Source organism: Alkalimonas collagenimarina (assembly GCF_030717845.1).
Classification (GTDB): Bacteria; Pseudomonadota; Gammaproteobacteria; order Enterobacterales; family Alteromonadaceae; genus Alkalimonas; species Alkalimonas collagenimarina.
The window spans coordinates 1-16,048 of record NZ_JAUZVZ010000001.1 but is presented as its reverse complement, the minus strand read 5'-3'; the positions used below and the strand labels follow the sequence as shown (position 1 = coordinate 16,048).

Genomic DNA, 16,048 nt, shown 5'->3' with positions numbered 1-16,048 from the left:
ATAAACCTTCTTAGATAAAGCCTCAACTTTACAGCAATGAGGCAATGACTCCTGACAGCTGATCGTGATCAGCCTGTGGTAAACAATTCAGATAGCGCACAATGCCCGTCAACCTTGTTATTTCTCTTGCGTGTGCACACGGGCAATCAGGCGCAGATCAGGCCCAACATGGCGAATATCCTGCCAACTCAGTTCAATCGCTTGAGACAAGTCAGTCAGCTCGGGGACATCGACCAGACTACGGCTATGATGCCCTAATAATGTGGCAGCCTGATACAACACCAGCTCATCCACCAGACCAGCCTGCAACAAAGAGCCAGCCAAACGAGCACCAGCTTCGACCCACAAACTATTGAATGCACAATCCTTCAAAGCAGCAAAGACCGCCATAAGGTCGAAATAACCATCTGAGTCCAGCTCAGCGTAGCAAGTTTTGGCATGGTCAGGTGCAGTTGCTGCGCTCCCCGCGGGATACACCAGCAGAACATCACCGGCTTGTTGAAACAAGGGTTCATCGCCAGTCAGACGTTGTCGCGCATCCAATATCACTCGCACCGGTTGACGCCACTCGCCATCTTGCATAGGGCTAATAGGGTGGTTGGCTTGTTCAGCACGCAGGGTTAATCGCGCCTGATCCTGCAATACCGTCTCGGCAGTTGATAACACAGCACAGCTCAAGGCCCTAAAATGCTGTACATCTGCTCTGGCTTCAACCGAGGTGATCCACTGACTCTTGCCATTGGCCAATGCGGTTTTACCATCTAAACTGGCCGCTAATTTCAAGCGAACTAAAGGCCTACCCCGTTCCATGCGACTTAAGAACCCGGGGTTCAATGCTCTGGCTGCATCGGCCATCAACCCCGAGACCACCTCAATTCCGGCTGCTTGAAGCATCTGTGCTCCAGAACCTGCCACTGCGGGGTTTGGGTCTTGCATCGCCATGACGACTTTGGTCACGCCAGCATCAATTAGCGCCTGAGCACAAGGAGGAGTACGCCCAAAGTGACTGCATGGCTCCAAAGTAACATAACAAGTAGCACCACGGCTCTGCTCACCAGCCTGACGCAAGGCCATCACTTCCGCATGCGGCCCCCCCGCCTGATGATGGTAGCCCTGACCAACGACCTTATCCTGCTTCACGATGACACAGCCCACATTCGGATTTGGCGTGGTGGTATACCGGCCTTTCGCTGCAAGTTGTATAGCTTGCGCCATAAACTGTGCATCCAGTGGCGACCAGTTCACTCCTTGTCCCCTAATCGTGCAATGGCTTCGCCAAACTCACGAATATCCTTAAAAGAACGGTAGACTGAAGCAAAACGGACATAGGCCACTTTATCCAACTGCATCAGCTCATCCATGATCAGATTACCGAGTAACTGACTACTGACTTCACGCTCACCAGTGGCACGCAGTTGTGACTTCACTTTATTGATCGACTGTTCAATTTTTTCAGTGGCTACAGGTCGCTTTTCCAACGACCGCAGTAAACCACTGCGTAACTTATCTTCATTAAAAGGTTCACGAGAGCCATCTCGCTTCACAATACGAGGCATCACCAATTCGGCCGACTCAAAGGTGGTAAAACGCTCATGACAAGCTCCGCATTCTCGTCGACGCCTCACCTGATGGCCATCGGCGACCAAACGTGAATCAATGACTTTGGTTTCATCTTTACCGCAGAATGGACAAAACATAGTTGATAGTCCTCTGGCTGCCTGTTACAGGCAAAAAAGGCCGCAATAGCGGCCATTTTAGCATGAAAATCAAGCTTTAGGCATAGACAGGTAAACGACCGCACAACTCTGAAACCTGAGCGCGTACCCGATCGATCACGGACTCATCGCCCAGATTATCTAAAATGTCACAGATAAAATCAGCAACCAGCCGTGCTTCAGCGTCTTTAAAGCCACGACGAGTAATCGCTGGTGTACCAATGCGCAGACCACTGGTTACAAATGGTGAGCGTGGATCATTAGGAACTGAGTTCTTATTCACCGTAATGTGAGCACGCCCTAAAGCCGCATCGGCATCCTTACCCGTGATGTCTTTGTTGATCAAGTCTACCAGGAACAAATGGTTTTCCGTACCGCCTGAAACAATATCATAGCCTCGTTTGATCATCTGATCGCACATGGCTTTGGCATTCACAATCACCTGCTGCTGATACACTTTAAACTCTGGCTCCAATGCTTCTTTAAAGGCGACGGCTTTTGCTGCAATTACATGCATTAATGGCCCGCCTTGGCTACCTGGGAATACCGCAGAGTTTAGCTTCTTCTCAATTGCCTCATTGCTACGAGCTAAAATCAAACCACCACGAGGTCCAGCCAACGTTTTGTGCGTCGTAGTGGTCACCACATCGGCAAAAGGTACTGGATTTGGATACAGCCCGGCAGCAACCAAACCAGCTACGTGCGCCATATCAACCAGCAAATAAGCACCCACTTTATCGGCAATAGCACGGAAACGCTGCCAGTCAACAATACCGGAGTACGCAGAAAAGCCAGCAATGATTAACTTTGGTTTGTGCTCGAGCGCCAATTGCTCAGCCTGATCGTAATCAATGACGCCCGTTTCAGGGTGCAGGCCATACTGTACAGAATGGTAAAGCTTGCCCGATGAGCTCACGGTAGCACCGTGTGTCAAATGACCACCATGTGCCAAGCTCATGCCTAAAATCGTGTCGCCTGCATTCAGCAGTGCCAAAAACACAGCCGAATTTGCTTGAGAGCCAGAATGAGGTTGCACATTGGCATAATCAGCACCGAACAACTCTTTGGCACGTGCAATGGCCAAATCTTCAACAATATCTACGTGCTCACAGCCGCCATAATAGCGTTTATGAGGATAGCCTTCCGCATACTTATTGGTTAACTGGGTGCCTTGCGCTTCCAGTACCCGTGGGCTGGCATAGTTTTCAGAGGCGATCAGTTCAATATGATCTTCCTGACGCTGAGTTTCATCAGCAATAGCCTGCCACAAGGCAGCATCATAATCGGCAATCTTCATGTCACGCTTCAACATACGTTCTCCTGCGGCGCTCAACCATCATCAGTTCAATACGCTCGGTTTAATAGGTTTATACCTGAAATGCGACATATTCTACCTGCAAATTCAGGTTGATGCACTTAGAATTTAGACATCTAAACTTCCATAATCAGACAGGTCCGGTGAAATTGTGCATGAATACTGACAGTTCATACATCAAATACACTCTGTGTTACTTTGCGACGGCGAAAAAAACAGCTACAATACTGTTTATACATACAGTTATTATGGCGAATGCTTATGCAACGGAAAATTATTCATATCGATATGGATTGTTTTTTTGCCGCCGTCGAAATGCGTGATAACCCAACCCTATGTGATATTCCCATCGCTATTGGCGGCAGTAAAGTCGCGCGAGGCGTCATAGGTGCATGCAATTATCCAGCACGAGTGTTTGGAGTTCGCTCCGCCATGCCAACCGCTCAGGCGTTAAAACTCTGCCCCCATTTACTGCTGCTCCCAGGCTCGATGCATAAGTACAAAGCGGCCAGTCAGCAAATCATGCAGATCCTTGCCCGCTATAGTGACCACATTGAACCACTGTCACTGGATGAGGCCTATCTGGATGTCAGTGAGAGCCCGTTGCATCAGGGCAGTGCCACCCTTATTGCGGAAGAAATCAGGGCTGTCATTCTGGCCGAGACTGGCTTAACCGCATCGGCAGGAGTGGCACCCAATAAATTTTTGGCAAAAATTGCCAGCGATGAACGAAAACCAGATGGACTTTTTGTCATACGGCCCGAGCAAGTAAATGACTTTATAAAGCAACTTGCCATTGAAAAAATCCCTGGTATTGGTCCTAAAACAGCGAAGCGGTTGCATGATCTTGGGGTCTATGTTTGTCCTGATATCTTTGCACTGCCACTGGCTCAATTAGTACGACAGTTTGGAGCTTTCAGTCAATTATTGTTAGAACGCTGCCAAGGCATCGATCATCGTGTTATTTCCAGCCAGCGACAACGGAAATCGGTCGGTGTCGAACACACCTATTCTGAAGATATACAGCAACTGGAGCAGTGTCAGGCGCAATTGCCGGGGCTGCTTGAGACATTGAGGCAGCGATTAGAGCGGCAACAAACCAACCAACCGATCCAGAAACTGGGCATTAAACTGAAGTTTAATGATTTTCAACAAACGACGGTAGAACAGCAAGCGCAGCAGCCATCCTTAGCTGTGCTGCAACAGTTGCTGGTCACCGCGTGGCAGCGAGGGCAAGGACGCTCGGTTCGCTTAATTGGTATTCAGGTCGGTTTGGCGGATCAGGATCATCGTCAGCTATCACTCGAACTTTGAATCAAAAAAATAAAAAAACCAGCGCAATTGCGCTGGTTTTATAAGCTGGATCCACCGGTATTATGCAGTGACCGTTACATTCTCTGCCTGTGGTCCTTTTTGACCATCAACTACTTCAAATGTGACCTGTTGGCCTTCAATCAGGGTGCGTCGACCGGAGCCATTAATAGCACGGAAATGAACAAATACATCTTTGCCCCCTTCTCGCTCAATAAAGCCGAAACCCTTATCTTCGTTGAACCATTTCACTGTACCGGTAATTAAATCTGACATAACTCTCTCTTACTTAACTTTAGTAGCCAGCGAACTGGCCGGACTTAAACGTAGCAGTCATTCAAGCAGATGTGTATTCGCAAACCACACGACATAAAGCCGAAGCAACCTACCTATCAACCGCACTACCAGACCACTCAAACCGGCAGCTTATGACCATAAAGACAAAACCTAAGCACTTTGCTGTTGGCCTTGCTATGGGTAGTGAGACCCTCGCTCCCATAAATTTAGTGTAGCACTGAAAAAATGAAATACGACAGCAATGCATGATTAATTTTTTACGACATCTTCCGTGTAGTTGTTAACTTTTTTTGCGCAGTACAGGGATATCACCATCATCACCAGCGGTATACCCTTTCTGCTTTTTATCTGCGATCACAGAATCTGAAGGTTTATTTCGTTTGCTCACTGTGGCTTTGGCTTTTGCTGTCGATGTCTTTTTCTTTGCAACGGCTTTGGTGGGCTTTTTGGCCGTTACTTTGCCAGTAAAGCGAGCTGGTAAACTCTCTATCACATCAAATTGGATTGGCTTATGAAAAAATGCTTCCAATAATTGCAAGCTAGGCCAATCTTTTGGTCCGACTAAAGAAATCGCCTTCCCTTGCATACCCGCTCGTCCGGTACGACCGACCCGATGCACATATTCTTCAGCAAACTTAGGTAAATCAAAATTAAAAACATGCGAAACTTGCAGTAAATCGAGCCCTCTGGACGCAACATCGGTAGTAATGAGGATCTGTACATTGCCTCTGGCAAAATCCTGCATCACAGCATTGCGTTTGGCTTGCGATAACTGGCCACTTAAACCAATGGCTTGAAAACCCAACTGTTGACACCACACAGCCAAGCGGTCAGTATCTGCTCGGGTTGCCGTAAAAATAATGACCTGTTTAATAGTCTCTTGCTTCAAATGATACTCAAGAATCGCTTCTTTATGGCTTAAGTGATCACAAAGATAAAAATACTGTTGTATATCAGCGTGCTGCTTGTGAGCATCATCAGTGGTGATGCGATGCGGTCGGTTCAGTAAGGCCAAAGCAAGTTCATTGATGTCCAGTTGATCCAAGGTAGCGGAAAACAATAACGTTTGGCGTAAACGATGGTTCGCAGCTTTATGAATGGTTAATAACTGACTGGCAAAACCTAAATCCAACATCCGGTCGGCTTCATCAAGGATCAACAGCTCCAAGCCTTCAATAAAGACGGAGCGATGACTCAGGTGATCTGTAAAGCGGCCTGGTGTTGCAACAATGATTTCAGGTTGGCGTTTTAGTAATTTTTCCTGATCATTGAAGTTTTCTCCGCCTATGATCAAAGCAGCATTAATTCGTGTATTCGCTACCAATAAACGAAGCTGACCATACACCTGCGTGGCGAGTTCCCGGGTTGGCGCCAGAATGAGCGCGCGAGCATCTTTTTGCGAGAGCGGCTTGCTTTTCAGTAACCGCTGCATCATCGGTAACAAATAAGCCAGTGTCTTACCCGAGCCAGTCCGTGAGGAAACCAGTAAATCTTTACCACTAAGGACGGCTGGAATAGCTTCCTGCTGGATTTCTGTTGGGCGAGAAAACCCCAGATGTTGCATAGAGCGTAATAATCTAGGGTCTAAAGATAGTTCAGCAAAAGGCGTCATTCGTTACTCCAATGAATAGATGACGCCATTATAACGGATAATTAATCAGCCGGCTCAACAATTGCTTCAATCCGACGGTTCTGTGCTCTGTCTGCATCAGTGACGCCAGAAGCCCGAGGTTGTGTTTTGCCATAGCCTTGCGTACTAATTCGGCCTGATTCAATTGCAAAGCGATTGACCAGTAAGTCAGCGACTGCTTTGGCTCGCCGCTCCGACAAGCCTTGATTGTACTCGTAAGATCCCCGATCATCAGTGTGTCCGGCAATCAGCACCCGCGTATTGACAAAGCGTTTGAGGTAATCGGCCAACTGTTCAACTTGATCATAATACATTGGCTTGACATTATGTTGGTCAAAGTCGAACAGAATATCGATCTCCAGTACCACCTGATCCTCTTCAAAAATACTGCACCCAAAAGAATCAACCCGATCACCTTCTGGCGTATTCGGACAACGATCACATTCATCTGGAATGCCATCACCATCTGAATCCACTACAACAGGAGGCTCCGCATGCACGATCGGCCTTTCACGAGGATCATCGGTCGCTGACCAAGCCATAACCGATAGCACAAGGCAAGCCAGCAATACCCCACGGCCAATAAACTTCAATGTCATCGTATTTCTCCTTTATTAGATACGGTTTATATTTGATTCAGTTTGTAAAAATGGTTCAGGCTGATGCAAGTACCCTTGGTACCCATCAAACCGATAATGGGATAACTGCTCTAATTGCTCATTGTCTTCAATATGTACCGCAAGTACCTGAATACTTAGCGCACGTATGGTCGAGACCAGAGACGTTAAAAAGACACTTTCCTGTGGCGATGATGCCAGTGATTGCGTGAAAGCAGCATCAATCTTCACATAATCAGGCCGAACCTGTTGGACATAGGCCATGGATGCAAAGTTACGACCTACTCGGTCCAAGCCAAAGCATACATCAAATTCACGTAGCAATGTCACCAGCGATTGCACGGCTGCGCGATTGTACAAAACACTTTCCTCAGAGCACTCAAGACCAAAATGAGCTGCCACATCAGCATAATCTTGCAGCTGCGTACGTAACCAGCGCTGAAATGCTGTCGACTTTAATGATGCAGCCGATAGATTCAACACGACTCTGGCTTCCGGCTGCTTCCGTAGCTGCGCCAAGACCAAACGAATGGCTTGCTGGTCAAAACGAAGACCTAACTCACATTCATCCAAGGTTGACATAAAGTTGGCCGCTGGAAGCAAAGTACCTAATGGAAATTCCAGTCTGGCAAACAGCTCATAATGCACCAGAGCTTTCTCAGTCGACAACACATAAACCGGCTGTTGCGAGAAGCTAATCGAACCTTGCTCCACTGCTTGTTGCAGTGTACTGACTAACTCTGAACGCTGAATCACCTCAGTTTGGTCAACCTGCACCAGAACCTGACTATCATCTGCGGTTCTAGCCTGTTGCAAAGCCTGATCAACCAAGGACATGGCCTCTGAAACAGCCATCGGTTGATTCACCCAGCAAGCACCAACCCAGACCGAACGGTTTGATGCACTAAAGAGTTCCAATAATACTTGTTGCATCTGTTGCAATAATCGCTGGCTCTGCTCAATGCTTTGTCCCGGCAGGATCAGGGCAAACTCATCCAGCCCCAACCGGCACAATAATGCATCGGACACACCAGTCAGCTGATGCTGCATCAACTGGCTAGCTTTGGCAATGGCACGATCGCGTTCGACAAAGCTTTGTTGATCCCGTTGCGACAAAGCTGGTAATTTCAGCATGGCCAGAACCCCCCGGGGCTCTTGCTGCAACCAGACTTGCAATTGCTGATTAAAAAACCGTCTATTAGCCAAACTACTGACCGGATCGCGAAACGCCTGATCTTTCAGCTGTTGCTGACGTTGATCACTCTCGGCAAAATCCTGTTGCAACTGCTGCGACATTTGATTGATAGCCTGCACTACAGCACGAAGTTCACGAGTCTTTGGTAATGGGATAGCCGTATCAAACTGATGCTGACGGATCCGCTCGGAGGTATGATGAATATGCTGCAATGGCCGAAGTATTTTCCGGATCCCAAGCGCAGCTAAAGCCACGATAATCAGCGTGATCATGGCAAACCAACTTAATAGCTGAATCAAGGTTTGCCATAAAGTTTGAGTGGCCAGCCCCGGATGGCCTTTTATGGTGAGCTCACCATATTGCATCCAACCACTGGTCAAGATCACCCGTCGTTCGACGACAGGCAGTAAATTCAATTGCAAAAACCAATCGGGAACACCATCACGTGACACCTGCCGGCTTTCTGTCCAACGTTGTTCACTATCATACAAGGTCACCTGTAACTGCTGATAAAAACCGCCATCGGCATAAGCTTTTAACGTACTTTCAATAAGCACTGGCTGCAACGGGTCCAGATGGGGTTGCAAAGCCCCAGCCAAGGATACACTGGTGTTATCAATATCAGTGGTCAGCTGACTGGCCAGAAAATCCCGGCTATTATCAAAACTTAACCAAAGCACACCAGCCAAACTCAGCGTAAGACTAAGTAATATCAAAGCCAGTAGCTGTCGAAAAAGAGTCATAGTGCTATCCTTTCATCACTCAGGGTGAGCATAACGTTCGAGAAGTTCCATCCACTGTGGCAAACGCTCAGGCGAGCCTATCGCCTCGCTACGACCACGCTGACGGTTCAGCCACAGTTGCTGCCCATTAAAACTAAACACGGGGATCAAATCAGGCCGCTGAGACGCTGGTTTTATCATTCCATCCAAATTATCCAGTATCAGCGGCACGGCTGTTGGTGTTGGGTAATAAGCCAGAACCATATGAAACTGATTCAACTGTACCGCTTTTACATACACCAATCGCAGCTTGTTAATATCCACTCCCAACTCGAGCAGGGTAAAGTACTTGGCAATGCTAAAATCTTCACAATCACCAGCACCTTGACCAATGAACTCGAGCGGTGTTGCCCAATAATCTTCCTGCTGCCACAACACCGAATCATCGACGAACTCGAATAAATTAAAAAACCGATTCACCACCTCAAGCTGCTCAACCTCTGGCAGTTGCTGCTGTTGTTCTATGAGTTGGCGCCAACTCTGATAACGGCGGATCGCCTGCTCATTATAGTGTTCATTCAGGTAGCTAAGGGCCTGTTCTTGCTGCGATGCAGCTATGGCGAGCCAACCGAGCATCAAACCAAAGCCCGCAACCACAAAAGCCCTAAACGCTAGCATCACAAACCGTTACCAACCACTGGCCGAATGCGCATCCACCTCATCACCAGCACGCCCTTCCATCGAGTAAATGTGCCATTTTAGTACCTCCCCACTCGATAAGTTCTTCGCTTTGATCGCAATCTGGTTTGGGTTCATGACAAAAGCATCATCAACTTGCACCGTATCCACCCGAACTTTGATTGCTGGCAACTTGTGGCGGTACTCAGCCCATAGCCGCTCTTTCAGGTAAGCGATGCGGCGGTCAAACAGCCCTCTATCAAGCGCAGCTTGGCCTTGGATCTGATGGGCCAATAAAGTCAGCTCAATAGGCTCTTCTGCTAATTGAAAATGCTTAATCAATGCCATCAAGCTTCTGAGCTCAGCACAGCCAAGGATGCGATCGTCCCGGTAAAACTGCAATGGATGAACAGAAACAAAGTGTTGAGTTTGCAGTGAGCTGCATCCATCAACCGTCACTAAAGCCGCGGATCCTGTTTGTGGACAGAGATCACGCTGCCGGATCACACCATCCTCATCTCTATCTTTAAGCTGCTCTAACTCACTGTTGGTTAAAGCACCTACATGATTGGTTGGTGCTTGTGCACAAGCCAATAAGCTAAAAGCCACTAGTGCTATGATCGTCGCCTTCAACATCCTTTTACTCCTTTCCTTTCGTTTGGAAGAACTGATCAGCATCAATACGAAGCGCAGTCAATAATTCACCCTTTGCTTGTAAAATGCGGAAATTGGCAAAAACATGATCCATTTCAGCCGCAACGAAACTGCCCCGAGCCTCAAAAAGTTCATTTTCTGTATCCAACAAATCCAGTAAAGAGCGACGACCTAAATCAAACTGTTCACGGAAGGCAACTTGAGTTTTATAACTCTCTTCCACATGCTCTTGCAAATATGCCAATTGTTGAAATAAGGTTTGCTTGGCAGACCAAGATAAACGTGCACTCTCAATTACTTGCCGATAAGCTTGCTCACGAATTTCTTTTGCTTCTGCCGTCCGGTAGGCCAACTTAGTTTGTTGGTGATAATCACGACGACCGTTAAATAAGTTGTAACGCAGTACCAGACGCGCCTGAGTTCTATCTACGTAATCATTGTCTCGTTGCCAGCGGTTAAATTTATTGGCCTGTACTTCAAGGTGCAATTGTGGCCAGTAATTTGAGCGATGAGCTGCTTGATGCGCCTCAGTTGCATCAACATCAAAACTCGCTGAATACATAATAGGATGTTGATCCCGAGCCTGCTCTAGCAGCTGTTGCTTTGAAGCAGGAAGTAAACGTATATCAGGGACTGGCACACGCAGATTAGACGGGTAATAGCCAACCACTGCCATAAAAGCAGAACGAGCATCCACATCATTATTTTGAGCGGCCAGGTAATTTGCATGAGCTCTGGCTAGTCGCCCTCTGATCTGAGATAGATCCGATTGCGAACCAAGGCCTGATTCCACCCGGTCACTAATTTGTTCATAAATCGCCCGGTGAGATTGCAAGTTCTTTTCAGCGAGTGCTTTTAATTGTTCCGTTTTCAACACTTCAAGATAAACACGAGCCACTTCCAGTGCGACTGATTCGCTGGTCGCCAATAAGCTCCAAAATTCAGCCTGAGCTTCAGCCTTATTACGGTCTACCTCGTTTGGCGTATAAAAACCGTCAAAAAGCATCTGGCGTAGTGTTAGTGACACATTACCAGCACGACCAGACTCAACATCATCACGCAATCTGGATAAAGGCGATTCTGACTTATTAAGCTGAGCAACTGCTTGTAAATCCAACGTTGGAAGCCAGCCTCCCCGAGCCGTTTTTCTATCCTGCTCATAAGCGTGGTAGCGATAAAACACTTCACGGATCGCCGGGTTACTGTGCAGCGTTTGTGCCACCGTAAACTCCAGCGAGTCCGCCTGACTAACGGCAACAGGCACTGATGAAATCACCAGACAAAGAGCCAGCTTCCATGTTGTTTTTTTGTTGAACTTCAAGTCATCTCTCCTTTAAAGCACTTTGTTTTGCACGAGTAATGGGTTTCAATAAGTATTGCAGCAAGGTTCGCTTCCCCGTCAAAATATCGATGGAGGCAATCATACCAGGCATAATTGGCAGGGGCTCACCTGCGGGATCAGTGAAGTTTCCTTCGGTTCTGACTCTCACCAGATAATAACTATTGCCTTGCTCATCCACCATAGCATCAGCACTGATGTATTCAAGCGTACCACTTAGGCCACCGTAAATCGTAAAATCATAGGCAGTGAGCTTCACCATGGCCGTCAGCCCTGGCCGAATGAAAGCAATATCACGAGGTGACATTCTAGCTTCAATCACCAAGGCTTCTTCCTGTGGCACAATTTCAATTAAATCCATCCCAGGTTGGATCACTCCTCCGACGGTATTAATTTTGATGGAATTGATGATACCATTCACTGGCGAAACCACTTGGGTTCGATTTAACCGATCAGACAACTGTACCAAAGAGGCCTGCAGCACACTCAGACGAGAGGATGCCTCAGCTAGTTTTTGCTGACTTTCGGTGCGAAACTGCAACGCAGCTTCAACTTGCTTGCGATAACTTTCTTGCAGTGCGGCATTCACGCGTGGCAGGTTAAATCGGGCAGTATCCAATTCAGATTGGACTTCAGTAAAGCGGCGCTCAAGCTGCAACAGCTCTACTTCCGATACCACCCCGCGCCGCGCCAAAGGGCGAGTTAAATTGATCTCTTGTTCAACCAAGGCATAGCTGCGTTGCAAGTGACCAATACGAGATTCAATCTCAGCCCGCTCTTGCTGACGCTGTTGAATTTGCTCGGCGACAATACCAAACACATTTTCCAAGCCTTGCATACGCTCACGAAACAGCGCCTGATAATGTTGAAGGTTGCCCGATTCCATCTCCAGTGATGAAAAGTCAGGCTCCTGCAACTCGATATAAGCTCTGGCTACCTCAACTCGTACGGATGCAAGCTCAGCTTGGTATCGGGCAATATCAGCTTGCAAGGTTGATCGTTGATACTGCTGCTCCTGGACATCGGCTAAAAATCGAGTTCGGTCAATCGACATTAGCGCTTGCCCCTGAGTAACCTGCTCCCCTTCCCGCACTAATATCTGCTGTAAGATCCCACCTTCCAGGTTCTGCACAACTTGCAGCTGCTGCGATGGTATGACCCGCCCCTGCCCGCGCGATACTTCATCAATTTCGGCAAAAAATGCCCAGCAAAAGAAAACCAATACCATCACACTGATGATCATCAGTACTCGTCTGGCCCTGTAGGGTGGTTTAAAGGAGATACGAGAATGCAAATCATCAATGTATTCCAACTCTTGATCAGAAATCGCTGGTTGCGCGGGCCAAAACCAGCCAAGAAAACGCTCTAGTCCCTTAGTTAGCATGAGAAGCAGTTCCTTGCTTGAGAGCAGCTAACACCGTCGCTTTGTCTCCATCCGCCACAACGCGGCCTTTCTCCAACACGATCACTCTATCGACCAATTCTAACATCGACATCTTGTGCGTAATCAGCAACAGTGTTTTGTCTTTAGCAACCTGGCTGATATGGCGTGTTAACTGGAACTCAGTATAACTATCCATATGACTGGTCGGTTCATCCAGCACCAATATGGGAGGGTTGAATAACAAAGCGCGAGCCATCGCAACACTTTGCCGCTGTCCACCCGATAAATACATGCCTCGCTCACCCACTTGGCGATCTAACCCATTGGGCTCATGATCGGTAAATTGGGTGACGCCAGCCAGTCGAGCTGCTTTCAGCACCCGCTCATCATCGACATGCGGTACCCCAAGCGTAATATTGTCCCGTACACTGCCATAAAAAAGGTTGATGTCTTGCGGTACACAACCAATTTTCTGTCGCAGATCAATCGGGTTGATTTGCTGACTATCAACACCGTCAAAGCGGATAGCCCCTTCAGCAGGCTGATAAAACTGCAACATTAGTTTTTCAATGGTCGTTTTTCCACTACCAATACGGCCAATAATAGCCACTTTTTCACCTGGCCGTATGGTAAAACTGACATCAGTTAACACCTGATGCTGTGTGCCCGGATAGCTAAAACTCACACGTTCAAATTCTATTTTGCCGTCAAAGTACGAGCGATGAAGGAAATGGTCGGTCTGCTCTTCTTCCAAAGTCATCATCTGTTCAAGACTGGCTAAAGCTGCTTTAGCATTTTGATATCGTGTTGAAAGTAAAGAAATCTGTGCAAAAGGGGCGACCAAACGGTTGCCTAACAACACAATGGCAATCAAGCCCCCCAAACTTAGCGCATTATCGGTAATAAGATAAACACCGCTGACCACGATACCAAGCGTCACGCTGTGCTGCACAAAACTGGTGACACTGGCCACGGCAACCGTGTACTTTTTAATTTGCATCGACCATGCCGCGCTGTCGGATACCAGTGATTCCCACTTGCCCTGAAACTGACTTTCTGCACCGGCAAGTTTTAACGAGTCCAATCCAGACAAGGATTCCACCAAATGCGCTTGTTTTTGGCTGTTTAATCGAACACCTTCTGCCACCAAAGGCTCCATACGACGGAGTACCCATAGCGAAAACAACAACATGACGACAATACCAACAAAAGGGACCAGGGCCACAGGCCCGGCTAAAAACACAATGATCAGAAAAAATAACAACGCAAAAGGTAAATCAATCAGTGCCGCCATGGTTGATGAAGCAACAAAATCACGAATAGAATCAAAATCCTGCACATTCCGGGTAAAAGCGCCAAGCGAGTTTGGTCGTGCTTTGGCTTTGAGATTCAGCATTTTTTCAAATAAGCGTGATGACAAGATGACGTCGGATTTACGGGCCGCCACATCCAGCAAATAGCCTCGTAATTGCCTCAGAATAAATTCAAATGCAAAAATAATGACCATGCCACTGGTGAGTACCCAAAGGGTATCCATCGCCAGGTTAGGTACCACACGATCATAGACATTCATCACATAGAGCGGCGTCGCAACCGCAAATAAGTTGATAAAAAATGCGGCAATTAACGCATCACGATAGATTGGAGAAGATAATTTAATGGTATCCCAGAACCAATGCCCTTTTAGGCTGTGCAGTACTTTTGGCGATCTGGCATCAAACCGATGTTTCTTCTTAACCAGCAATAAGTGCCCGCTAAAACGAGCTTCAAACTCAGCCAGTGGGATCTCTTCTTCCGAATCTTCCACTTCTGGCCATGACACCGTCACGGTTGCTTTTGCCTGATCCCTTGCGAGTAAAACACATGCCTTGCCGTGCTCTAATAAGACCACACAGGGCAAAAAACCCTCGGCAAGGGTATTGAAATGCTGCTCAGAAAACTTAGCGGCAAGACCACCACGCTGAGCAGCACGGGGAATATCTTTTAATAGCAAACGGCCCTGATGCACAGGCAACCCCATGCTTAGCGTTTTGGCTGATAACGGGCGACCATAGTGCTTGCTAAAAAATACCAAGCACTGCAATAGCGGATCATGTTCCAGAGGATCAACCGGTATAGGTTGTGAAGACATTGCTTGCATTTATCCGTTCTTTTTTGTGCAGAGGCAAAAGCCTCTGCTTTATAATTACACCGGATCTATCACGAGTTGCCCAAGATCAAGCCATACATCAATCGCTTGTTCTGCTGAGCCAAAGACTGCCACCAGTTGCTCGTAATCCGCGTCTTGGATCACCACCGATTCAACTGCACCAGTTTCATTATTGGTTAACTGAAGCACGGCTTCACCTTGCTCATTACTAACCAGCTCAAGCAACTGCTCTAAACTAGCGGTATTAAGCTCAGGGAACAGGTCTTGCAGTAAAACGCCATCATGACCAAGTGTTATACCAGAGTTATCGGCCGCCACCTCATTAAGGAAACTTTCACTAATAAGTAACGGCTCTTCATCCATCGCAAAGCTAAACACTTCAGCACTTTCATTCTCAGATTCAGCCGACATGATATCAGGGTTAGCGTTCAATGGTACCGGGCTAGTATAACCATCTAGCAGAGCAATAAAATCTTCAAAGCTAAACAATACAGCACTGCCATCTGCCACATCACCATCGCCGTCTAACATAAACGGAGCCCCTAAACTGGTGCTGGCTCCATTGGCAAGATAAAACTCACCTTCTGATTTTATCACATGGTTAGTTAAGCGGAATCCTTCCTCGCCGTAATGAGCTCGGACTGCCTGAAGGAATTCAGGCATGTGCTCAAAAGCAAAATCCGATGGAAAGTCTGTTATTTTTAATACGAACGTTTCACCCAGCTCATTTCTTCCGTAAGCAGCAAAATAGTCGATTATTGAGTCGTCATCACCGTCGGCGTCTGCATCGGCATCCGCGTCGGCATCTGCATCCGCGTCGGCATCCGCATCTGCGTCGGCGTCTGCATCGGCGTCCGCATCTGCATCTGCATCGGCGTCCGCATCAGCATCTGCATCTGCATCTGCATCTGCATCAGCGTCTGCATCAGCATCGGCATCAGCATCCGCATCAGCGTCCGCATCAGCGTCTGCATCTGCATCGGCGTCAGCATCTGCGTCAGCGTCGGCATCCGCGTCGGCATCAGCATCCGAATCAGCGTCT

General features: G+C 47.6%; 14 protein-coding genes. 1 reads left to right on the top strand and 13 read right to left on the bottom strand.

Annotation, left to right across the window (positions count from 1 at the left end):
• Positions 1 to 117: 117 nt before the first annotated feature.
• The 3 genes from ribD to glyA form a co-directional block, all read right to left on the bottom strand.
• A complete protein-coding gene (ribD, locus tag Q3O60_RS00070) occupies positions 118 to 1,245 on the bottom strand; it encodes a bifunctional diaminohydroxyphosphoribosylaminopyrimidine deaminase/5-amino-6-(5-phosphoribosylamino)uracil reductase RibD (RefSeq protein WP_305891863.1) in 1,128 nt (375 codons plus the stop codon).
• A complete protein-coding gene (gene nrdR / locus Q3O60_RS00065; protein ID WP_305891862.1) occupies positions 1,242 to 1,697 on the bottom strand; it encodes a transcriptional regulator NrdR in 456 nt (151 codons plus the stop codon). Before nrdR ends, ribD begins: the two co-directional genes overlap by 4 nt.
• Positions 1,698 to 1,773: 76 nt before the next feature.
• Positions 1,774 to 3,027, bottom strand: coding sequence for a serine hydroxymethyltransferase (glyA, locus tag Q3O60_RS00060; protein ID WP_305891861.1), 1,254 nt, complete (start codon positions 3,025 to 3,027; stop codon positions 1,774 to 1,776).
• Positions 3,028 to 3,291: 264 nt separating this feature from the next.
• On the opposite strand from glyA, the gene dinB reads away from it, so the two are divergent.
• A complete protein-coding gene (gene dinB, locus Q3O60_RS00055; protein ID WP_305891860.1) occupies positions 3,292 to 4,344 on the top strand; it encodes a DNA polymerase IV in 1,053 nt (350 codons plus the stop codon).
• Positions 4,345 to 4,404: 60 nt separating this feature from the next.
• Here dinB and Q3O60_RS00050 read toward each other — a convergent pair whose 3' ends face one another.
• The 10 genes from Q3O60_RS00050 to Q3O60_RS00005 all read right to left on the bottom strand — a co-directional run.
• Complete coding sequence (locus Q3O60_RS00050; RefSeq protein WP_305891859.1) at positions 4,405 to 4,617, bottom strand: cold-shock protein; 213 nt, start codon at positions 4,615 to 4,617, stop codon at positions 4,405 to 4,407.
• 301 nt (positions 4,618 to 4,918) lie between these two features.
• Complete coding sequence (locus tag Q3O60_RS00045; protein WP_305891858.1) at positions 4,919 to 6,250, bottom strand: DEAD/DEAH box helicase; 1,332 nt, start codon at positions 6,248 to 6,250, stop codon at positions 4,919 to 4,921.
• Between the two features lie 41 nt (positions 6,251 to 6,291).
• On the bottom strand, positions 6,292 to 6,867 hold the full coding sequence (locus Q3O60_RS00040; RefSeq protein ID WP_305891857.1) for an OmpA family protein: 576 nt from the start codon (positions 6,865 to 6,867) through the stop codon (positions 6,292 to 6,294).
• Between the two features lie 15 nt (positions 6,868 to 6,882).
• Positions 6,883 to 8,823: a bifunctional diguanylate cyclase/phosphodiesterase gene (locus Q3O60_RS00035; RefSeq protein ID WP_305891856.1), complete on the bottom strand. Its 1,941-nt coding sequence runs from the start codon at positions 8,821 to 8,823 to the stop codon at positions 6,883 to 6,885.
• 15 nt (positions 8,824 to 8,838) lie between these two features.
• On the bottom strand, positions 8,839 to 9,480 hold the full coding sequence (locus Q3O60_RS00030) for a transglutaminase-like cysteine peptidase (protein WP_305892085.1): 642 nt from the start codon (positions 9,478 to 9,480) through the stop codon (positions 8,839 to 8,841).
• 9 nt (positions 9,481 to 9,489) lie between these two features.
• Positions 9,490 to 10,116 carry a hypothetical protein gene (locus tag Q3O60_RS00025; protein ID WP_305891855.1) on the bottom strand — a complete coding sequence of 209 codons (627 nt, stop codon included), beginning with the start codon at positions 10,114 to 10,116 and terminating at the stop codon, positions 9,490 to 9,492.
• 4 nt (positions 10,117 to 10,120) lie between these two features.
• On the bottom strand, positions 10,121 to 11,455 hold the full coding sequence (locus tag Q3O60_RS00020; RefSeq protein ID WP_305891854.1) for a TolC family outer membrane protein: 1,335 nt from the start codon (positions 11,453 to 11,455) through the stop codon (positions 10,121 to 10,123).
• A gap of 1 nt (position 11,456) precedes the next feature.
• Positions 11,457 to 12,857, bottom strand: coding sequence for an HlyD family type I secretion periplasmic adaptor subunit (locus tag Q3O60_RS00015; RefSeq protein ID WP_305891853.1), 1,401 nt, complete (start codon positions 12,855 to 12,857; stop codon positions 11,457 to 11,459).
• Positions 12,847 to 14,997, bottom strand: coding sequence for a type I secretion system permease/ATPase (locus Q3O60_RS00010; protein WP_305891852.1), 2,151 nt, complete (start codon positions 14,995 to 14,997; stop codon positions 12,847 to 12,849). The genes Q3O60_RS00015 and Q3O60_RS00010 overlap by 11 nt, the downstream gene beginning before the upstream one ends.
• 45 nt (positions 14,998 to 15,042) lie before the next feature.
• The coding region (locus Q3O60_RS00005) for a hypothetical protein (protein WP_305891851.1) at positions 15,043 to 16,048 on the bottom strand (1,006 nt) is incomplete at its 5' end.